This is a genomic window from Shewanella sp. SM55, assembly GCF_025654025.1.
Classification (GTDB): Bacteria; Pseudomonadota; Gammaproteobacteria; order Enterobacterales; family Shewanellaceae; genus Shewanella; species Shewanella oncorhynchi.
Genome location: NZ_JAKKRS010000001.1, coordinates 88925 through 109934 on the forward strand (window position 1 = coordinate 88925; position 21010 = coordinate 109934).

Here is a 21010-nt window from a genome sequence, read left to right on the forward strand (position 1 = left end):
TACAGCTCCGTTATTTAAATTGCTTCAGGAAACGTAGGTCGTTTTCGAAAAACGCACGTAAATCGTTTACGCCGTAACGCAACATAGTTAAGCGCTCGACACCCATACCAAAAGCAAAACCAGAGTATTTTTCTGGATCTATGCCAACGCTGCGCAGCACATTCGGATGTACCATACCGCAGCCAAGCACTTCTAGCCATTTACCATTTTTGCCCATCACGTCCACTTCCGCTGAAGGTTCAGTGAATGGGAAGTAAGATGGACGGAAACGCACTTGCAGATCTTCTTCGAAGAAGTTACGCAGGAAGTCATGCAAAATGCCTTTCAATTCGGCAAAGTTCACATGCTCATCAACCAAAAGCCCTTCCACTTGGTGGAACATAGGCGTGTGAGTTTGGTCGTAATCGTTACGATAAACACGGCCCGGAGAAATAATGCGTAATGGTGGCTTTTCAGTTTCCATAGTACGAATTTGCACGCCCGAAGTTTGGGTACGCAGCATCAGTTTAGGATTGAAATAAAAGGTATCATGATCAGCACGCGCAGGATGGTGCTCAGAGATATTCAGTGCGTCGAAATTGTGGAAATCATCTTCAATTTCAGGGCCCTGCTTTACCGAGAACCCTAATTCCCCGAAAAAGGTTTCGATGCGCTCAATGGTTCGAGTCACAGGATGTAACCCACCGATCTCTTGGGTGCGGCCTGGCAAAGTCACATCAATCTTTTCAGCGATTAATTTGGCTTCCAATTCCGAACTCTTCAGACCATCGATGCGCTCAGTTAATTTTTGTTGAATCGCCTGTTTAGCATCATTGACCGCTTGGCCAAAGGCTGGCTTTTCTTCAGGGCTTAAGCTACCCATCATTTTCATCATGTCGGTGATCTTACCTTTCTTACCAAGGTAATCGACACGGATATCATCCAGTGCTTTTAGATCACTGGCCTGGTCAATAATGACTAAGGCTTGTTCTACGATCTCAGTTAACTGCTGCATTTTCTCTTCCACTGCATAGTCGCGCTTGATAAACAAGTGCTATGGGCGCCAAACTTTCAGGCTATTTGGGTGCTCAGGTTATCGGGCGTTAATGCCAGACGCTTTGCTAGCTATAACGAAATAAAAGGATAGAAATTTTACGCGAGCGAGCGGCATATTACTAGGGCTTATTGGGGGTTTTTATCATGCAAATTCATGTGTTACCCCAGTTCAGAGCCTGAGTTTTGCTCAAGGGGAAACCCAAACCTCGATTCTGACGTAAACAACTTCCGCTTTCAGCCACTAGCAGCACTTGTAACTAAACTGTAAACTCACATCTGTACCTTGCCAAAATTGCAGCAAACAACACAATAATGACTGCAATTAGACTACATTAACCATATAAATTATTACAAAACAGAAAACTATAAAGTCTATGGCAAACTGACCGATATAAATTCGGTTTATGGCCCATTTTATCGAGGCACTCATGAAAGAAGTAAAATTTCGCTGGATAGATCAATATCTTATCCATATGACCTTAAAAACTAAATTCGCTATTCTCTCTATCGTTCCTATGTTGATGATTGTTGGACTGGCGCTTTTCCTAGATAACCAATCCCAGCAAACCTTAATTCAAGGACAGCTCAACAGTCTGCAAAATGCTTCACAACAAATCAACCAAGTCACTGGCAGCTTATATAACAAACTACCAGAGCAAGAACGCCAAACTATCCTTAATCAACTTAGTCGCGAAATTGAAGGTAATGTCAGCATTGTTTCGGTAAATGAAGCCGATAGCAAAGCCCAATCCATCGCTCGCAGTGGTGGTGGTATTGATGATAGCGGTAAGCAACCTAGAGCTGTGAGTCGCGTTAACGATCAAAACCTGATCACGATTATTCCCCTAGACAGCAAAGAAATTGATGCCTTGCTCGCCAACGATAACCTGCTGGTTTATGGCCTAATGGCGGCACTCTTGTTTGTGCTATTTTTGTTCAGCTATTACATTTCAACCTTCGTAGGCGGCGCACTTTATACGACAGTGATGGCATTAAAACGGGCCGCATCGGGTGATTTAACGGGGCGTTTAAACTTCTTCGAAGTAAAAGACGAGTTCAGTATCTTAGCCATCAGCATAGATACCTTAGTAGAACGTCAACATACCTTAGTCAAGCAAATCGCAGAATCGACCGCTAAAATACGCGAAGTTGTATCATCGTTTCGTAGCACAGCGCAGCAAGGTCAATCCTTGGCGGTAAACCAGAGACAACATCTGGACTCCTTAGCGACGGCAATGGAAGAAATGACTGCCGCAGTGAAAGAAGTTGCCCGCAATGCCGAACAATCCTCAGCCGAAACCCAAGAAGCCAATCAACAGGTTAGCGCAGGCGGGAAAGATATTGAAACCACAGTTAAGGCCATCGATGTGTTATCGGATGAAATCTCCGCGGCCTCAAATGCGGTAGGTGTACTCAATGACAACGCCAGTAAAATTGATGAAGTGGTGTCAACCATTAATGCGATTTCCCAGCAAACCAACCTACTGGCCCTCAACGCGGCAATTGAAGCGGCGCGCGCCGGTGAACAAGGTCGTGGCTTTGCAGTGGTGGCCGATGAAGTACGTACTTTAGCGGGGAGAACTCAGGCCGCAACGGTTGAAATCAAAACCATGATCGAATCACTTCAATCGGGTACTCGCAATCTGACACAAGTGATGTCGCGTACTGTGAATCAAGCCAATGAAGGTAAACAACACGTACTGCAAACGGGTAAAGACTTAGAGTTTATCGCCCACCACAGCAACAAAGTGTTTGAAATGAGTGTGCTAATTGCGACCTCGGCCGAAGAGCAGTCGGCAGTGGCCAACGAGATTGCGACTAACTTAATGGAAATTCGCAACCAATCACACGATGTGGAGCAATCGGCCAACCAGTCGGTTTCAGGTTGTGATGAGCTGCAAGCAACAGCTGGTCAACTTGATCAGTTGATGGTGGGATTAAAAATCTAGTTGCGCATTATTTGATGGAATTTAAATTCACTTAACACCCAAAATGCACAAGGGAGCGATAATCGCTCCCTTGTTGTTTTCATTCTGACGGTCACTTTCCAATCAACAAGTGTCGTTTCAATTAATAAGTTAATTTTCAATCGATAACGCTACGGCAAAATGAATTCACGTCTGTTAATCCACGTCTTTAAGTGGCCATAGCACGATATGATCTTCAATATCCTTCACGCGTCTTTCATCCACCACCTTGCCTTGGATCGACATACCCGCTAAATGCATCGCTTCTTTGGAGCCTGTGAGCAGCGGGTGCCAGCTCGGTAGCTCACGCCCTGCCGCTAGGCGGCGATAGGCACAACTGTCGGGCAACCAAGTTAACTCATGGATATTATCAATCGTGATCACTGTACATTGGGGGACATGGGTGAAACGGTCACTGTAATGCAGACAGCCTGCCGTTTGATGATCGAGCAAAAGGCAAGCTGCATTAGTGTAATACAAGTCTTCGGTTTCATCATCTATCAACTTGTTTAAACAACATTTACCACAACCGTCACACAGGGATTCCCACTCGGTTGTGCTCATCTGCGCTAATGTTTTACTCTGCCAAAATGCCATGATTAACTATATCTTCTTAATAAAAAACCCGCTCAATGCGGGCTATTTTACACTAATTTGTCGTCAGATACGCAATGCCACTGAGATTAACGAGTGTGGTTTGACGCGCCAGAGCTCATTAGCAGCGTCTTGATGCTACCAAGTTAATCTTTGATCCCAAGACTTAGCTTATGCTCAGCCAATAAATTCACCTGAGGTGGCGGAATTTGTAAATAAAAGCCATTTTCTGCCATGGCTGCTCTGACTTTATGTATATCTGCCATTCCTAACGCGTCGCGTTTAGCGATAGGAAACACCATCACCAACTTTGGCACGCCAAACATTTCCATCAAAGGCACTGGAACATCGTCAAAACAATCTCTTTTCTTCACAAATAAATAAGTATCAGCCTTTCGGCTACTTTTATAAACGGCACATAGCATAAGAATCAAATATCCAATAGTTCAAACTTGCCAGTCAATGGGGCACACTATAACATGGTCGCCTAGTAATTTAATTGTAAAATCAGCGAACCGACTGATGATTTCTGGAGAATAGTGCCGGGATGTCAAAACCTAGCTTAGAGTTAAAAGGCGCTTCTTTTACTCTTTCAGTGCTTCATATTAATAGCAGCGATTTACAAGCTGTCATGACTGAATTAGACCATAAGTTGGCACAGGCTCCTCAGTTTTTTCTGGGTGCTCCTTTAGTCGTCAATCTGAGTGCCATTCAGCACGACAGCTTGAATTTAAGTGCGTTAAAGGATCTGCTGATCTCACGTCAATTAGTGATTGTTGGTATAACGGGCGCGACAACTGTACTCAGTAAACAAGCAAAAGACTTAGGCCTTGCCATAGTCAAAGCGGGAAAACAGAGCAGTACCCCGCCGCCGGCCCCGCGCCAAACTAAAATAGTGAAGCAAAATATTCGTTCAGGCCAACAAGTCTACGCAAAAAATGGTGATTTAATCATATTTGGTGCGGTAGGCAATGGCGCAGAAGTCATCGCAGATGGTAGCATTCATATCTATGGCGCATTACGAGGGAAAGCCATGGCAGGCGCCGCGGGCGATACCAGCGCCGTTATCATTGCCCACTCTCTGGAGGCCGAACTCGTTTCAATAGCAGGGCAATATTGGCTCGCTGAAAATCTACAACAACATAGCTTAGATAAAAGCGGCTGCATTCGCCTAAACGGTGAGTCGCTTATGGTTGAATCATTGCCCCTCTAAATGGCAGAACAAAGGATAGAGAGAAACATGGCACAAATTATTGTTGTCACTTCAGGTAAAGGCGGCGTAGGTAAAACCACATCGAGTGCTGCAATTGCGACCGGTCTTGCCATGCAAGGACACAAGACAGTCGTTATTGATTTCGATATAGGTTTACGAAACTTAGACTTGATCATGGGTTGCGAGCGTCGTGTTGTTTATGACTTCGTTAATGTGATCAATGGTGAAGCCAATTTAAATCAAGCGCTGATCAAAGATAAACGCTGCGATAAGTTATTCGTTTTACCCGCTTCACAGACCCGTGATAAAGATGCACTGACCAAAGAAGGTGTTGGCCGTGTTTTAGACGATTTGGCCAAAGACTTTGAGTTTATTCTGTGTGACTCTCCCGCTGGGATTGAGCAAGGCGCTATGATGGCACTGTATTTTGCCGATATCGCTATTGTGACCACTAACCCAGAAGTCAGCTCAGTACGCGACTCAGACCGTATTTTAGGTATGCTGCAAAGCAAATCACGCCGCGCAGAACTGAATCTAGAGCCGATAAAAGAATATTTACTCTTGACTCGTTATTCACCGAGCCGTGTAAAATCGGGCGAAATGTTGAGTGTCGACGATGTTCAAGAAATTCTGGCCATTGAGTTACTCGGCGTTATTCCTGAGTCACAATCTGTACTGAAAGCCTCTAACTCAGGCGTACCAGTGATTATCGACCAAGAAAGTGATGCAGGTTTAGCCTACAGTGATACAGTCGCACGCTTACTGGGTGAAGATGTACCAGTACGCTTTATTACGGAAGAAAAGAAAGGTTTCTTACAACGGATATTTGGTAGCTAATTATGTCTTTACTCGACTATTTCAAAAGCAAGAAAAAGCCTAGCACTGCGGTAATGGCAAAAGAGCGCCTACAGATCATCGTGGCTCATCAACGTGGACAAAGGGACACTCCCGATTATTTCCCACAGATGAAACAAGAGATCATTGCCGTTATTCGCAAATATGTGCCGATTTCTGATGATCAAGTTTCTGTGCAGTTAGATCAAAACGACGCCAACCTGTCGGTACTCGAGCTTAACGTCACTTTGCCTGACAGATAAGTCGATGACACAAAAAATGTCATCTTCAATTGAAGATGACATTTTGATGTGGATGTTTTTCAGCGATAGCTTCAAGTACGAAATATTAAGCACTAGACCTCAAGCTTTGCTAAAGCCTCAGTTGCCAATTCCCCTCGCCAACCGCATAACACTGCCGGTAAATCCCCTTGTTGCTTATCCCAACGCCATTGCAAAAACTCATGGATATGACGTTTAGAACCGAGCATTTCCTGCGGCACATCATGCTTTTCGCATAATTCGACCAAACAGCTTTTAATCGCTTTAAAGGCCGATTTGTAGCCTGATTTTAACGCCAATACATCCACTAACTCGGGTAAATTAACCAAATCCGCAGTTTGTAGCACACGTAATAAATCTTTGCCGTGGATGCGTTTTTCCTGTTCGGTCAAGTCATTGAGCTTAAACAAATCAGCCGAAGTTTTAGGTTGCTTCTTCGCTAATGCAATAAGACCATGATCTTTGATCACAAAACCTAAGGCTAAATCACGGACTAAAGCTTTTTCAAGGCGCCATTTGGCGAGTACTTTAAGGTAAGCCAATTGAATTTCAGTGAGTTGAAAAGCATTTTTCACTTTCAAATAGGCTGTATCAAGATCAGGATCGGCAAGCCTGCCCTGAGTCATCCTTTCCCCTTCCTCGTATAACCAAGCTAAACGCCCTTGGGCGCTGAGTTTCGCTTCCAGTTGAGGATAGAGCTGATACAAATACAGGACGTCATTGGCGGCGTAGATTAACTGGGCTTCCGTTAAAGGACGACGGATCCAATCTGTACGCGACTCACCTTTATCGATCACTTCACCAAGGCAAGTTTCAACTAACTTGGCATAACCCACACCGTGGCCCATACCACACAAAGAGGCGGCAATTTGGCTATCAAACAAAGGCGTAGGCTGACATTTACCGTAGTGCGCAAAAACTTCTAAGTCTTCACTGCAGGAATGCACTAGCTTAACGATATTCGGGTCCGATAACAGCGCCCAAAACTGGGCTAAATCAGGTAAAGCGACCGGATCAATCAAAGCTAAGGTTTTACCATCATAGGCTTGGATCAAACCTAACTTGGCATAATAAGTACGAGTACGAACAAACTCGGTATCTAACACGAGTATCTTACTCTGTTTATATTGGGCAACGAGGGCATTAAGGCTTGCTTCATCACTCACATATTGAAACGCTGACAAATTCTTCTCCAGATCCTGTGGGTCAATCACAGTCCATAAAAACAAAAGCCGGCAAATGCCGGCTTCAATCTTACGCGCGCTTAGCTTCGTCTCTAAGCTCTCGTCGCAAGATTTTACCCACGTTGGTTTTAGGTAACTCGTCCCTAAATTCTACCAGCTTCGGCACTTTATATCCCGTTAAATGAATACGGCAGTGCTTAATGATGTCTTCAGCGGTTAAAGATTTATCTTTTGCCACCACAAATACCTTCACTAACTCGCCACTGGCGTCGTTTGGCACACCAACGGCAGCCACTTCAATCACTTTGGGATGAAGTGCGACCACTTCTTCGACTTCGTTAGGGAATACGTTAAAGCCTGAGACTAAGATCATGTCTTTCTTACGGTCGACAATATAGAAAAAACCTTTCTCATCCATATAACCAATATCGCCCGTGGCTAACCAGCCGTCAGTGTCGATCACTTTGGCGGTTTCTTCAGGACGTTGCCAATAGCCTTTCATCACCTGAGGACCTTTACCAAACAGCTCGCCGGTTTCGCCTTGGGCTAATACCTTGCCGTCATCATTACGGATTTGGATCAGTGTCGAAGGGGCAGGAAAACCAATTGAACCGTTATAACCGTCTAAGTTATATGGACAACAGGTTAATAAGGGTGAGGCTTCCGTCAGACCATAACCTTCAAGTAAACGGGTTTTAGTAATGGTTTGCCATTTATCCGCCACGGCTTTTTGTACCGCCATGCCGCCACCGATAGAGAGTTTTAAGCGTGAGAAATCCAACTGGGAAAAATCATCACTGTTCACTAAAGCGTTAAATAAGGTATTCACCCCAGTTAATGCAGTGAAAGGATACTTTTTCAACTCAGCCACAAATCCTGGGATATCGCGAGGATTGGTGATGAGTAAATTCTGACTACCTTTGTGCAAAAACAGCAGGCAATTCACGGTCAAGGCGAAGATGTGATACAGCGGCAAGGCCGTTACGACAAACTCACTGCCATCGTTTAAAGCGGGAGAATATGCACCATCGGCCTGCAATACGTTTGCAACAATATTGCCATGGGTCAACATAGCGCCTTTAGAGACCCCAGTGGTGCCACCTGTGTATTGTAAAAATGCTAAGTCGTCGTTAGTGACTTCAGGTTTGATGTATTGCATGCGACGACCCGTTGATAAGGTATCGCGCATTGATAAAGCATGGGGTAAATTGTATTTTGGCACTAACTTCTTAATGTACTTCACCACAAAGTTCACTAAGGTGCGTTTTGGGGCACTTAATTGATCACCTAAACTGGTGATAATCACGCTTTCAACGGGAGTTTGATCGACCACTTCTTCTAAAGTGCGGGCGAAGTTTGACACCACCACAATGGCTTTGGCGCCAGAGTCAATCAACTGATGTTTAAGTTCGCGCGGTGTATAAAGTGGGTTAACGTTAACAACCACCATACCAGCACGCAAAACACCAAACAATGCAATGGGATACTGCAACAGGTTTGGCATCATCAAAGCGACACGGTCGCCCTTTTCAAGCTTTAATTCATTTTGTAAATACGCAGCGAATGCTCGGCTGCGTTCTTCCAATTTACGGTAGGTTAGCGTGGCACCCATGTTGATAAATGCAGGTTGATCTTCATACTTAGCCACCGCTGTCTCGAACATATCGACAAGCGATGAGTATTGTTCCACATTAATTTCAGCAGGCACATCTTCTGGCAAATGATTAATCCAAGGCTGATCCACTACTCTCTCCTAAATCCCCACAACTGCGGAAACAATATCCATACAAGCGTCAAGACTCGATAAATACCGAGTTAAAATACCGGCTTACATTTTATAGTTATTGATTTACTCGTCATAAATCATACGAGCGTTTTAATTTTGATCATCATCACATAAAAAAAACAAAAAACCTAGCGTCTTTTTTATACCCATATAAGCAACCTATTAAACGAATTTGCGGATCAAACGTGCAACGCCTTCGGCATTGTCCATATGCACATGATGATCGCCCTCAATTATGTGCTCAGACAAATGCTTAAACCACGTTCTGGCCTTAGGTATCGCGCTCTGCAACTGACTAAATCCCTGTTTGCCACAAATTAATAAGGTTTCGACATTGATGTCCTGCATCAAGGCATCAACTTGGGCGAAGGTTAATCGTTGGGGTGAATCTAATCTTAATCGAGGATCACTACGCCAACCTATGCCATCACCTTCGGGCTGCATATTACGATCGAGCAACAAACGACACCAAGGTTCGGCAAGTCCTGTTAAATGTGCCCTCGCCCGCACCGCAGTATCTATACTGTCGTAAATCTTTGCCTGCCCATGTTTCTGAGTTAAATACTTCTCATGCTGATAGAAGCTTTTTTTCAATCGCGCCTTAGCTTGCGTTGGCAACTCAGACAAGGGGCTTAACGCTTCAATCAATACCAGCTTGTTAACCTTTTCGGGAAACGTCGCCGTATAAGCTGAGGCAATAATACCGCCGAGCGAATGCCCAATCATTGCCGCTGGCTTTTGCGGTAATGCCGTTAACAACACGTCTAAATCATACAAATAATCAATCCAATGCAGCGGATAGTGTCCCGGCCTATGTGCAGAAGAGCCGTGTCCTGGCCAATCAATGGCGAGCACTTGATAATCGAGTAAATGCGCTGCTAAGGGTTCAAAACTGTTGGCGTTATCTAACCAACCATGTAAGGCAAGCAATAAAGGTTTATCCTTCGCCCCCCATAATCGGCCCGCGACCGTAATATGAGGTAATACAAATTCGATTTGATTTTTGGGGGCGAAAGATTGCCACATAATGCCTCTGATGTCAGGTAATTAAGATGATTTTTTGACAAATTTAAGTGTCATACGGTCACTTTCACCGATCGCTTGGTATTTTTCTTTATCGGTATCACCCAAGGCAAAAGAGGGCGGTAGCGTCCAAACACCTTTGGCGTAATCTTTCGTATCTTTGGGGTTCGCATTGATTTCTGCACTTTCAACTAAGGTAAAACCTGCTTTTTTGGCTAAAGCAACCATAGCTGCTTGATCCATATAGCCAGTGCTGAAGTTCATTCCTTCGTTAGCTCTATGCTCTACCACGCCAAAGATACCGCCGTCCTTCAACACTTTATAAGACGCAGCAAACACGTTTTCCAACTGATCTGTTGATGCCCAGTTATGTAGATTTCGGAAGGTTAATACCAGATCAGCACTACCATCAGCGCCTAAATCCATCTTATGTGGAGGATCGAAGGTAACAATCTTAGCATTGCCCATGACGTCTTTATTGGCCGTCATCCACGTAGCATACTTAGTACCCGCGTTCGCGCGATAACGATTTCCGGGAGTATCTGTTGCAGGAGCTGTTTCGAAACTGGCTGCGATATATTGGCCCTCTTTAGCAAGATAAGGCCCTAATATTTCACTGTACCAGCCATTACCCGGCCAGAGTTCAATCACAGTCTGTTTTGGGGTAATGCCAAAAAAAGTTAAGGTTTCAGCGGGATGACGATAAACGTCACGACTGGCATTTTTAGCCTGACGAAAATCGCTTTTTAAGACTTTATCTAAGCTTTCATCGGCATAGGTAACACTCGAACATAAACCAGCAAGCAGCAGACTGGCAACTAAGGTGACTTTTTTCATTGTAATTCTCCATGGATACCGAAGGCTTAACCTAGCAGCCAATGGCCAAAAATCCAAGGAATAGAAGTCGGAAAACTAAGCTTTAAGCGACATAAGTGGTTATAGCTCAAAGTGATGAGCAAAATCACCTTTACCTAAATCAACAAAGTTCAAAGCAGAAAAAAGATGGGGGAAACACTAGACGACTGAGACATTAAACAAGCTTGAGAACTAACGACTTGCGGCATTATCTACGCGGCGCCACGCAAAATACAAAGCGCAGGCACTGGTTAATAACCATAATCCCACCCAAATCCACGCGGGGATCCAAGAGCGCTCGGCCAACATAACTGCATCACCTTGACCATCAAGCCCGAGCAACACAGTCGGACTCGCAAGTGCATTAAGCATGATCATCAAGCCAATAATACGCAAAAACTGAGTCAACATTTTGTTTTGACTGAGTTTAAGCGGTAACAACAAAATAATAGTCAGCACAGCTAAAATCGCTAACGTGAGAATATCCCTGCCCCAAAGCAAGCCGCTTAGCACCACTAAAGCACCTAGCAAGGCAAAACTCACGCGGATCCCCTTTGGCCAAGTCGCTAATAAATAGATTAAATATCCCCAACAGGCCGCGCCAAAATACCCAGCAAAGCCAATAAACATCGGCGAGCCACCTTGGCTAAAACAAAATCCGGCGCCGTTTGGAAACAACTGAATATGGCTGACCACGCCCGAGCTTAAAATCGTTGCAATGCCGTGGGACAATTCATGGAAATAGCTTTCAAGCCATTTAAACGGCACGCTTAAATAGGGAATGCGAGTGATGAGTAACGCCACCACCAGCTCGATGATAAACAAGCCACGGCTTGGTACACCGCTGGCGGCTAAACCTGTTAATTTAGAAGAGGAAAATCGCGAGGTTGAACTAGAAGACGTTTTTTGATGCTCAAGCATACAAGTCCACACCCACCATTTGCTGAATTTCATCGCGTTTGGCGGCATGTTGAGTTTGTAAATATTGGGCTATCGCCCCCTGATGGCCACGCGTATCTTGCTCATACTCGAGGTGGACGCCGAGCCTTGACTGTAAATTTCCCGCTGCGCTTTTACTTTTAGGCTGAGTTTCTAAACTAAGGGTTTCAACGGCATCTTGCTCAATCACTGGGCGTGACGATTCAGGCGCAGTCAGCCCCTGAGCGATAGCGGGTCTATTACTCGCTACAGCATTCGTCAAACTCATTTGATTCACATTAACTTGCATCAAGAAGCCTTAAGTTTGCACTATCCATCGTTAAGCCATTCATCGTAAAGAATGCTTAGTATCAGTTGCCTGAGATTCTATCGCAGATACTCAAGCAAAGAACAGCTTATTCACGGCCGGGTAACTTTTTCCATGTGACTGTATCACGTAAATACACAGGTTCAAGCTCATCGACCGAGGTTGTCAGTCCAGCTTTTATGCCTGCTTCAGCCAATATCAGCATAGCCTTTGCATCGGGATATTTCACGGCCTCGAGAGCTAAAATCCCCTTGCCGAGTGCCAGCAAATCGGGATAAGCATCAAAACCTGTGCCGCAGCCCACAATTGGCGCTTGAGTATCGAGCTGAAGTTGTACGTCCGCAGGTGAACTAACTACTTCTTTACCGACAAGCGTTGCAATACCGTCAACGGCCACAAACTGGCCCCAATACACTTCGCCCATGCGCGCATCAATGGTGCACAAAACTTGCTCGGCTTGATGCTGGCTAATCGCCATTTGTGCCATTGCCGCTAAGGTTGAAATACCAATCACAGGCAAATCTAACCCCAGTGCCAGACCTTGCGTCATGCTAGTGCAGATGCGGATCCCCGTAAAACTGCCAGGGCCTCGTCCGTAAGCAATCGCAGTCACTTTATCTAAGCGAATGCCCGCTTGCTTGAGCACTGAATCGACCATAGGCAGCAGACGTTGACTGTGTTCACGCGGCGCATCGGCAAGTTCAGCATAAATCTGACCTTGGTATTGCAGCGCAGCTGAGCAGGATTCGGTACAAGTGTCTAAGGCAAGAATACAAGCAGAGTGTTCATGTGTTATTGTCATTTCAAAACCGGATTAGCGGGCAAGATTTCGCATCAAATTTACATAATCTGTATTGCGCGAATATGCCATGAGAAAACTGGCGCAAATAATAACATCAAATGCCCGAAAACAAAGGGCTAAGCAAGCAACTCAGCTAAAATAGCGCCCTCATGATATTCAGTCGCAAATCTGGACGAGATGAATTTATGTGATCTAAGTCAATGTTCAATAAACTCATTAATGAATATAGCTCGCTTGGGGAAACTTTTTCAACTTTGATTGTCAGAGCAGAAAAGTAAGGGGCGAATTTATCCCTTGCCATTCCCTTAGTATTGTACGATTGCTTTAACCCGCCTTAGATAAGGACATTTCATGTTAAACACGCCTCCATTGCGTCGCTTAAGACGCTTACGTAATTCAGAAGCAATGCGCGATCTGCTGCGCGAAACCCATATTTCACTGAGCGATCTTATCCATCCCCTGTTCATTGAAGAGCACATCACCCATGCCGTGCCCATCTCCACGCTACCTGGCATCAGCCGCTTACCTGAGAGCGCACTGGCGGATGAAGTTCGCGAGCTTTACGCCCTTGGGATCCGTTATGTGATGCCCTTTGGGATTTCCCACACTAAGGATGATAAGGGCAGCGATACATGGGACGACAATGGTTTACTCGCCCGTATGGTTCGCACCATTAAAGCTACCGTGCCTGAGATGATGGTGATCCCCGACATTTGTTTTTGTGAATACACAGATCACGGCCATTGCGGCGTCGTACACAATAATGAAGTCTGCAACGACCTCACCGTCGAAAATTTAGTTAAGCAATCGATAACGGCCGCCAAAGCTGGCGCCGATATGTTAGCACCATCGGCCATGATGGACGGTCAAGTGAAAGCCATTCGCCAAGGGCTCGATGCCGCAGGTTTTGAACATGTGGCGATTCTGGCCCACTCGGCAAAATTCGCCTCTTCTTTTTACGGTCCTTTTAGAGCCGCGGTTGATTGTGAACTCAGCGGAAATCGCAAGGGATATCAACTGGATTATGCTAATGTTCGTCAAGCCCTGTTAGAAGCTTCATTAGATGAAGCCGAAGGCGCCGATATCCTGATGGTTAAACCCGGCACCCCCTACTTAGATGTGCTCAGCCGTTTAAGACAAGAAACCCACTTGCCACTCGCCGCCTATCAAGTCGGCGGTGAATATGCGGGCATTAAATTTGCAGCCCTTGCGGGCGCGTTGGATGAGCGTGCTGTGGTGACAGAAACGTTTATCGGCTTAAAGCGGGCGGGTGCAGATTTGATTGTCAGCTATTACACCAAACAATACGCCCAATGGTTAACTGAAAGCCGATAGTTGCGTCGGTAGCGAATCAAAAGTTACGCTAATCGTTAAACCGATAGCTAAGCGGCTTGTTAAGAGAACAACTAGGTTTTGCACTTTAGAAACCCCATAAAAAACGCCACCTTTATCGGTGGCGTTTTTGTATTTAACACCCTATTCACTTAAACCTTCTGCAATCTTGCAAACAAGGCTTTTACTTTTTCGACTTTAGGACGCACGACCATCTGACAATAGGGCTGCTCACCGTGTAAAGCGAAGTAGTCATTGTGATAATTTTCAGCGGGATAAAAAGTATCAAACGCTGAAACTTGGGTCACTATCGGCGCATCAAAAACCTTGGCTGCTGCTAACTGAGTCAGCATAGCGGTAGTTTGCTCTATCTGCTCAGCATTATGGGTAAACACCACGGAGCGATATTGTGGCCCCTTATCATTACCTTGGCGATTAAGCGTGGTCGGATCATGGCTCTCAAAAAAGACCTGTAATAACGTCGTAAAATCAATTTCCTCAGGGTTGAACTCGATATGCACAACTTCTGCATGGCCGGTTTGGCCCGAGCAAACAGATTTATAATCGGCATCATGGGCTTCGCCGCCGACATAACCTGAAGTGACATTCACCACGCCCTTTAGGCTTTTAAAAATCGCTTCGACGCACCAAAAACACCCAGCACCCAAAGTCGCAAAGTGATTCGGTGCTGGTTCAACAGCATCATCCATCCCTTTGAACACCATAGAAACTGAGTTAACACAGTGACGGATATTGTTAGGTGTTAACATTTCACCTTCAAAGACATGCCCCAAGTGACCGCCGCACTGGCTACAAACAATTTCAGTTCTGCGGCCGTCGGCGTCTATGTGGCGGGTTACAGCGCCGGCAATTTCATCATCGAAGGCTGGCCAGCCACAATGGGCATTAAATTTATGCTCAGAGCGATACAAGGGGGCATGGCATTTTTTGCATAAATACAAACCCTTAGCATCGTGTTCATAATACTCACCACTAAAGGGGCGTTCAGTGCCTTTCTCTTCGATAACATAGCGTTCAAAATCGGTCAGTTTATTCATATTAATGCCCTTTCGACTCACGTCGTTGTGTATTTCGATATTCTTTGATTAAGAAGCTGATTTATAAGGAAGCCAACATAAGACCCACTCCAAGCAAGATTTCTTGCACTCGGCTTCAAAATGCGGCTGGTGACTAAAATCTTACCACTCAAGTAAGTACTAATATAAGTGCTCATATTAAGTGCTCATATAAGCGACTGCATAAATGACGGAAAATACGGCAGTTGATCCAGATCACAGTCGCTGAGTATTTGCACCCACATCAGCGCACGGCTACACTTGCAGCGGGTCAAATTACAACTAAATATAACAAGTAGAAACCAAAATGAAATTAGAAACCATTGATTACCGCGCTGAAGACAGTGCCCAGCAATTCGTTGAATCACTTCGGGAAACTGGCTTTGGTGTTTTATCTAATCATCCGATTGATAAGCGCTTAGTTGAAGACATCTACACCGAGTGGCAAGCCTTTTTTAATTCAGAAGCCAAAAACGACTATATGTTTAAAAAAGAAACCCACGACGGTTTCTTCCCTGCATCGATTTCTGAAACCGCCAAAGGCAACACAGTCAAAGACATTAAAGAGTACTACCACGTGTACCCTTGGGGCCGTATTCCCGATTCACTGCGTGCCAATATTCTCGCCTATTACGATAAAGCCAACGCACTGGCTGCAGAACTATTAGAGTGGATCGAAACATACTCACCAGAAGACGTAAAAGCCAAGTTTTCGATGCCATTGCCAGAAATGATCGCCAACAGCCAAAAAACCTTGCTGCGCATTCTGCATTACCCGCCGATGACGGGCAGTGAAGAAATGGGCGCCATTCGCGCCGCGGCACATGAAGATATCAACCTGATCACAGTGTTACCTGCAGCCAATGAGCCTGGATTGCAAGTGAAAGCCAAAGATGGCACTTGGTTAGATGTCCCAAGCGATTTTGGCAACATTATCATCAATATCGGTGACATGTTACAGGAAGCCTCTGGCGGCTATTTCCCATCGACGTCACACCGCGTCATCAATCCTGAAGGTACGGATAAAACCAAGTCACGGATCTCTTTGCCGTTATTTTTACATCCAAACCCTACTGTAGTGCTATCGGATCGCTATACCGCCGACAGTTATCTGATGGAAAGATTGCGCGAACTTGGGGTGATCTAAACCTTAATTCAGCCTATTAATCTCAGTGACAATCGCAAGAGACAGTCAAGGATTAAGCGATTAAAGCGCCTTAGGGCGCTTTTTTTATGACATTCGCCACCTTCAAGGTAGAATAGCCGTTCTTTAAGTTATTTAGGACAAGGCGTTATCATGGCAATTCAGTGGTATCCGGGGCATATGCACAAGGCACGCAAGGAGATTGAAGAGGCAATGCCTCAGGTCGATCTTGTTATCGAAGTGCTGGACGCGCGTATTCCCTACAGTAGCGAAAACCCCATGGTGGCTCAGCTTCGAGGCGACAAACCTTGTATCAAACTGCTCAATAAATCTGATCTGGCCGATCCAGAGATCACCGCACAATGGATTGAATACTTAGAGCGTGAGCAAGGCGTCAAAGCCACGGCGATCACGACACTGCAAGCGGCAATGGTGAAAAAAATCCCTGATCTCTGCCGTAAACTAGTGCCAAGTCGTGATAAAACCGAAAAAGACATTCGCACTATGATCATGGGAATACCCAACGTTGGGAAATCTACCATCATCAATACCTTAGCTGGCCGTGTTATCGCCAAAACCGGTAACGAACCTGCGGTAACCAAAACCCAGCAACGGATCAATTTACGTAACGGTATCGTGCTGTCGGATACCCCAGGTATTTTATGGCCCAAAGTGGATAACGAAGCGAGCAGCTATCGCCTTGCCGTCACTGGCGCGATTAAAGATACGGCGATGGAATATGAAGATGTGGCCCTGTTCGCCGCCAAGTATTTCTTAACCGCTTATCCAAAAGAGATTTGTGAGCGCTATAACTTAAGTGAATTACCAAAGGATGATGTTGCACTTCTCGAGGAAATCGGCCGTAAACGTGGAGCGCTACGTCCCGGTGGTCGCATCGATATGCACAAGGCATCAGAGTTATTACTGCATGAATATCGCTCGGGGAAAATAGGCTTACTCTCGCTAGAAACGCCTGCGATGGCAGAGCTTGAAAAGATTGAAGTCGCCCGTATCATGGCCGAAAAAGAAGCAGAGAAAGAAGCCAAATTGGCAGCAGAGAGACTTAAACGTTCAGGCAAACGTCATAACGACTAGTCAGCCCGCCACTCTGCATTTGGAATATAAGGCGCAGAGTTTGTTAAAGACGTTAAAGACAAGACGCTGATGACTTTTATATTCCAGCTTATGGCGCTCATTCATCAAGTTTAAAGTTAAAGCCAGTATATTGAATATACTGGCTTTTTATTATCAGAAACGGAAAGCTTGTGCTAAAAAACACTTTTACGCCAATGACTTCTGCGTGCCAGATATAAGCTCTCAATATCCGCCAGTCATCATCCTCTTGGCACAATACACCAAGGAGCCATCTTGGATTTGACTGCACAGCAAAGATGCTTTAGTCGCGGGATAGATCTACCACTTCTTTCAAGTTTTCTAATGGTACCCACCCTGATTCTTCACTGACAGCTTTTATACACCATACCCAGCCATTCAACATTCGTGTGCCAATGAGTTGTTCCCCTTCATGCACATTAAGTTCTCTTGCCGTATAGTCCTCAAGCGCCAGCCCGTTGGAATTTTTTAGGCGCTGAATCACTTGACCAGGAACCCAACCAGCATCTTGCCCTGGCGTAGTGCAAAGGAACCAGAGATCCCAGCCTTCAGGACCTGCATATTTTTCTCCAACGATAAGAGGATCACCTTTTTTGAACGTAATGGGGTTAGGAAACTCACTTTCATGTGGATTGACAACGATATATTTCTTAGTAGTCATGTATTCAGCTAACCTTTTGATAAATATTCGTAAAAATTAACTTTGTTCGCTTATTAAAGCACGCCCAATTAACGCTCGGTTTGAGTGAAACTTATCAGTTTTCTATCAGACATACTATCCGACAACACACGCATGCACAGTTTTCAAACTAATTATCAGCATAAAAAAACTGTAATATTTTGATTTTAAATACGATGACAATAAACTGCATTGTGAGTAGGAAAATGCCAGTTAGCATAATATGAAGGTATATTCAGTTAGCCAAAAACCGCGCCAATTTGCACGCGGTTTTCAATGGAAATTAACAGCAAGCTAATGAATAATTACAACTTTTTTAACTTATTTTAAGGTCTTCCAAAACATGATCTGCAGCCTGGAATGCCAACGCTGCCAAAGTGAGGGTTGGATTACCCGTTGCAACTGTTGGAAACACTCCGCTACCGACTAAAAACAGATTGCTATGGTCCCAAGATTGCTGACGAGGATTCACCACCGACGTATCTCTGCAGTCCCCCATTCGATACGTCCCCACAATGTGTCCAGCACCGTAAAACGTAAAATTATGGCCCTGATATTCAAAATTATTCGACGTTACTTGACTCTTATCACCATAAAATACCGGCGCAGGCGGAGCCTTGGTATATTCCCGCGCATCAAGGGCGTCAAAGAGTTTGGTCGAAATATCTTTAGCCGACACGAACGCATTGCGCACATAATCCTCGCGTACACGATAGGTTAATTTGGGGCGCGGCAAACCTAAGTTATCTTTCAGCGTCTCCGACAACTCGACACGGTTTTCCGGATCAGGTAATTGTTCAATTAAATAGCCCATACGAATTTGCCGTGTGTAAATACCATTCAAGGTATTCACCAGTGAGGCACCAAATAAGGCGCTATTCGCAGACATGGCGGGATCAAACCGTAATGGAATCCCCTGCTGATTGACAGAATCCCCATTTAATTGCGAATTATTTTGCCCAAATACAAAATCAGCTAAGGTCGTGAATGGATCATTTGCTGCCCACTGCCAACCTTCATTGCCGATTTCAATACGATAGGCGGCACGGTCTTTACGAAAGGCGCCATCACGTAAACTTTCTATACCCGCAGTAGATAAAGGCCCCCGAAAACCATAGACAGGATCTTTCGCCAGACCCCAGGCCAAATACATAATGTGATCCATCAAATTACGCCCCACTTGATCGCTATGGTTGGCGACGCCGTTCGGACAGGCTTTATTACGTTTAGACATGAGCAATAATTTAGGCGTCTCAATCGCGTGAGCTGCAATCACATATTTTTTACCCGTAACGGTACCGCCGCCCGTCGCTATCCCTCCGTGAGTTTGATAGGTCACATAATCAATACCAACAACATCCTTTGTATTTTCATCCACTTGAACATTTGTCGCAACATGACGATAAAACACATCAACATTGCCGGTTTGCAATGCTCGCCCGAGCGTCACAGTAGCATCGTATTTGGCTTGGATTGGGCAAATAGGAATACAATTTGTATTCCCCGCACATTGACGGCGTTCACCTGGTAATGAATTGCGCCCCTGGGGGGTTGGCGTAACCGACAATTGAACATTGTCATACACCATATCGCTCACCGCTTGTTCATATTGTAGATCGACTAAAGATGAAACAATGCCAGGCATGGGATAATCGTAATTCGACCCATAAACACCATCTGGTGAAACATTAAAGCCGCGATAAAGCTGATCCATCGCCTCTTTGTCACCGGCGACGCCAATCTCATTGGTCGCCTGTTCATAGTAAGGAACCAGCGCCTGATAAAATTGTTTTCCACCGGGCCAATCCACACCCTGCTTATACTGGGTTTGCAACTCAAAATCATTGGGCAATAAATGCAAACTGGTTCCTAGCCAATGCCAAGTTGTGCCGCCGCCAATACGCTCATAGGAACTCGCAAAAGCAAACTTTGCTTCAGGGCTGTCAGGTTTCAAATGCTCTGGTTGCGGCGTGTAATCGAAATAACATTGCTTTGGATTGCGCCATGCGCCAATTTGCAACACGGTATAACGCGGCACATTTTCCTTCGCAGGATCAGGCAGCCCGAGTGGATTATCCGCCGTCGATGCCGCTGGATTTTGCGTGGTTGGAGGATAAGGTGACTCTGGTGTTTTGGCATTGGCTTTAAAAAAGGTTTCCATGTAACCACTGCGGTCAACAGGCACTTCCTGCCCTGCTTCGAGGATTAATACTTTTTTCCCCGCCATCCCCAATTGATAAGCCATGATAGAGCCGGCAATACCTGATCCCACAATAATGACATCGTAATTGGTTTGAGTGCTCATACTGCACCTCCTTGATGACCCGTATATGCCGACAGTGCAGCGGGTGGTTTCGCCCAATAGCCATAGCGATAATTTGAATCCCCCATCGGATGAGCCTGCATAACTTGCCAGACTAAACCTGTGGTATAACTTTTAGCCGAAATCATATCGCTAACCGTGGTTTCCGGCTCTGTATCCGTCGCGGGAATAATGGTTGGCCATGCACCTGAGTACCACATAAAAATCAATTTACGACAGGCCAACACAAAATTAGCCCCGTTGTCTGGCACCAGCATTTGCGTGCCAATTTGTTGATCTGATAATTGCTGCGCTTTTAACGCCGCAAATTTTTGCAGAATAGTTGTAACTAAAGTTAGGTCCTTCGATTCTTCGGTTATTTTTTGCGTAAACACGGCTAAGTATTCGGATTTAATATCCACGGGATCCAATGTAGGGGCAATAATACTGGTAGCAAAGCCGGTTAATACCGCGCTCAAACCAATAAAATTATTCATAGTATCGGCAGTCGCGCCTGTAATATCAGTCATGATGAGTTCCTTTC

21 protein-coding genes are annotated in these 21010 nt (G+C 45.1%); 7 read left to right on the forward strand and 14 right to left on the reverse strand.

The window, feature by feature from the left end:
* Positions 1–10 precede the first annotated feature (10 nt).
* Positions 11–994: a phenylalanine--tRNA ligase subunit alpha gene (pheS, locus tag L5L91_RS00365; RefSeq protein ID WP_006081368.1), complete on the reverse strand. Its 984-nt coding sequence runs from the start codon at positions 992–994 to the stop codon at positions 11–13.
* A 469-nt stretch (positions 995–1463) separates the two neighbouring features.
* Here pheS and L5L91_RS00370 point away from each other — a divergent pair, with 469 nt between their 5' ends.
* Positions 1464–2984, forward strand: coding sequence for a methyl-accepting chemotaxis protein (locus tag L5L91_RS00370; RefSeq protein WP_105253108.1), 1521 nt, complete (start codon positions 1464–1466; stop codon positions 2982–2984).
* A 174-nt stretch (positions 2985–3158) separates the two neighbouring features.
* On the opposite strand, the gene L5L91_RS00375 is transcribed toward L5L91_RS00370, so the two are convergent.
* Both L5L91_RS00375 and L5L91_RS00380 read right to left on the reverse strand, forming a co-directional pair.
* A complete protein-coding gene (locus tag L5L91_RS00375; protein WP_219250509.1) occupies positions 3159–3599 on the reverse strand; it encodes a YcgN family cysteine cluster protein in 441 nt (146 codons plus the stop codon).
* A gap of 143 nt (positions 3600–3742) precedes the next feature.
* Positions 3743–4021, reverse strand: coding sequence for a YcgL domain-containing protein (locus L5L91_RS00380; protein ID WP_028760191.1), 279 nt, complete (start codon positions 4019–4021; stop codon positions 3743–3745).
* Between the two features lie 122 nt (positions 4022–4143).
* Here L5L91_RS00380 and minC point away from each other — a divergent pair, with 122 nt between their 5' ends.
* The 3 genes from minC to minE are packed head-to-tail and all read left to right on the forward strand — an operon-like array spanning position 4144 to position 5906.
* A complete protein-coding gene (minC, locus tag L5L91_RS00385) occupies positions 4144–4809 on the forward strand; it encodes a septum site-determining protein MinC (protein WP_212599830.1) in 666 nt (221 codons plus the stop codon).
* A 27-nt stretch (positions 4810–4836) separates the two neighbouring features.
* Positions 4837–5646 carry a septum site-determining protein MinD gene (gene minD, locus L5L91_RS00390; protein WP_006086391.1) on the forward strand — a complete coding sequence of 270 codons (810 nt, stop codon included), beginning with the start codon at positions 4837–4839 and terminating at the stop codon, positions 5644–5646.
* Positions 5647–5648: 2 nt separating this feature from the next.
* Positions 5649–5906 carry a cell division topological specificity factor MinE gene (gene minE, locus L5L91_RS00395; RefSeq protein WP_028760193.1) on the forward strand — a complete coding sequence of 86 codons (258 nt, stop codon included), beginning with the start codon at positions 5649–5651 and terminating at the stop codon, positions 5904–5906.
* 92 nt (positions 5907–5998) lie between these two features.
* Here the strand turns inward: minE and rnd are convergent, their stop codons facing one another.
* The 7 genes from rnd to tsaB form a co-directional block, all read right to left on the reverse strand.
* Positions 5999–7108 carry a ribonuclease D gene (gene rnd, locus L5L91_RS00400; RefSeq protein WP_212599829.1) on the reverse strand — a complete coding sequence of 370 codons (1110 nt, stop codon included), beginning with the start codon at positions 7106–7108 and terminating at the stop codon, positions 5999–6001.
* Positions 7109–7178: 70 nt separating this feature from the next.
* Positions 7179–8852: a long-chain-fatty-acid--CoA ligase FadD gene (fadD, locus tag L5L91_RS00405; protein ID WP_263199047.1), complete on the reverse strand. Its 1674-nt coding sequence runs from the start codon at positions 8850–8852 to the stop codon at positions 7179–7181.
* Between the two features lie 204 nt (positions 8853–9056).
* Complete coding sequence (locus tag L5L91_RS00410) at positions 9057–9920, reverse strand: alpha/beta fold hydrolase (RefSeq protein WP_263235372.1); 864 nt, start codon at positions 9918–9920, stop codon at positions 9057–9059.
* A gap of 21 nt (positions 9921–9941) precedes the next feature.
* Positions 9942–10754 carry a class I SAM-dependent methyltransferase gene (locus L5L91_RS00415; RefSeq protein WP_263166453.1) on the reverse strand — a complete coding sequence of 271 codons (813 nt, stop codon included), beginning with the start codon at positions 10752–10754 and terminating at the stop codon, positions 9942–9944.
* Between the two features lie 210 nt (positions 10755–10964).
* Complete coding sequence (locus L5L91_RS00420; RefSeq protein WP_263199053.1) at positions 10965–11693, reverse strand: M50 family metallopeptidase; 729 nt, start codon at positions 11691–11693, stop codon at positions 10965–10967.
* Positions 11686–12000 carry a hypothetical protein gene (locus L5L91_RS00425; protein ID WP_263199054.1) on the reverse strand — a complete coding sequence of 105 codons (315 nt, stop codon included), beginning with the start codon at positions 11998–12000 and terminating at the stop codon, positions 11686–11688. Before L5L91_RS00425 ends, L5L91_RS00420 begins: the two co-directional genes overlap by 8 nt.
* A 106-nt stretch (positions 12001–12106) precedes the next feature.
* Positions 12107–12820, reverse strand: a complete 714-nt coding sequence (tsaB, locus tag L5L91_RS00430; RefSeq protein WP_263199055.1) for a tRNA (adenosine(37)-N6)-threonylcarbamoyltransferase complex dimerization subunit type 1 TsaB — start codon at positions 12818–12820, stop codon at positions 12107–12109.
* A 351-nt stretch (positions 12821–13171) separates the two neighbouring features.
* On the opposite strand from tsaB, the gene hemB reads away from it, so the two are divergent.
* Positions 13172–14155 carry a porphobilinogen synthase gene (gene hemB, locus L5L91_RS00435; RefSeq protein ID WP_263235374.1) on the forward strand — a complete coding sequence of 328 codons (984 nt, stop codon included), beginning with the start codon at positions 13172–13174 and terminating at the stop codon, positions 14153–14155.
* A gap of 149 nt (positions 14156–14304) precedes the next feature.
* Here hemB and L5L91_RS00440 read toward each other — a convergent pair whose 3' ends face one another.
* Positions 14305–15210: a bifunctional methionine sulfoxide reductase B/A protein gene (locus tag L5L91_RS00440; RefSeq protein WP_263160931.1), complete on the reverse strand. Its 906-nt coding sequence runs from the start codon at positions 15208–15210 to the stop codon at positions 14305–14307.
* Between the two features lie 325 nt (positions 15211–15535).
* Here L5L91_RS00440 and L5L91_RS00445 point away from each other — a divergent pair, with 325 nt between their 5' ends.
* Complete coding sequence (locus L5L91_RS00445; RefSeq protein ID WP_263181839.1) at positions 15536–16375, forward strand: isopenicillin N synthase family dioxygenase; 840 nt, start codon at positions 15536–15538, stop codon at positions 16373–16375.
* A gap of 150 nt (positions 16376–16525) precedes the next feature.
* Entirely contained in the window at positions 16526–17467 is a 942-nt protein-coding gene (gene ylqF / locus L5L91_RS00450) for a ribosome biogenesis GTPase YlqF (RefSeq protein WP_011919190.1), read from the forward strand.
* 301 nt (positions 17468–17768) lie between these two features.
* Here the strand turns inward: ylqF and L5L91_RS00455 are convergent, their stop codons facing one another.
* The 3 genes from L5L91_RS00455 to L5L91_RS00465 form a co-directional block, all read right to left on the reverse strand.
* Positions 17769–18146, reverse strand: coding sequence for an SH3 domain-containing protein (locus tag L5L91_RS00455; protein ID WP_263138280.1), 378 nt, complete (start codon positions 18144–18146; stop codon positions 17769–17771).
* A gap of 334 nt (positions 18147–18480) precedes the next feature.
* Positions 18481–20469 carry a GMC family oxidoreductase gene (locus L5L91_RS00460; RefSeq protein ID WP_263138279.1) on the reverse strand — a complete coding sequence of 663 codons (1989 nt, stop codon included), beginning with the start codon at positions 20467–20469 and terminating at the stop codon, positions 18481–18483.
* Positions 20466–20996, reverse strand: a complete 531-nt coding sequence (locus tag L5L91_RS00465) for a hypothetical protein (protein WP_219250513.1) — start codon at positions 20994–20996, stop codon at positions 20466–20468. Before L5L91_RS00465 ends, L5L91_RS00460 begins: the two co-directional genes overlap by 4 nt.
* Positions 20997–21010 lie beyond the last annotated feature (14 nt).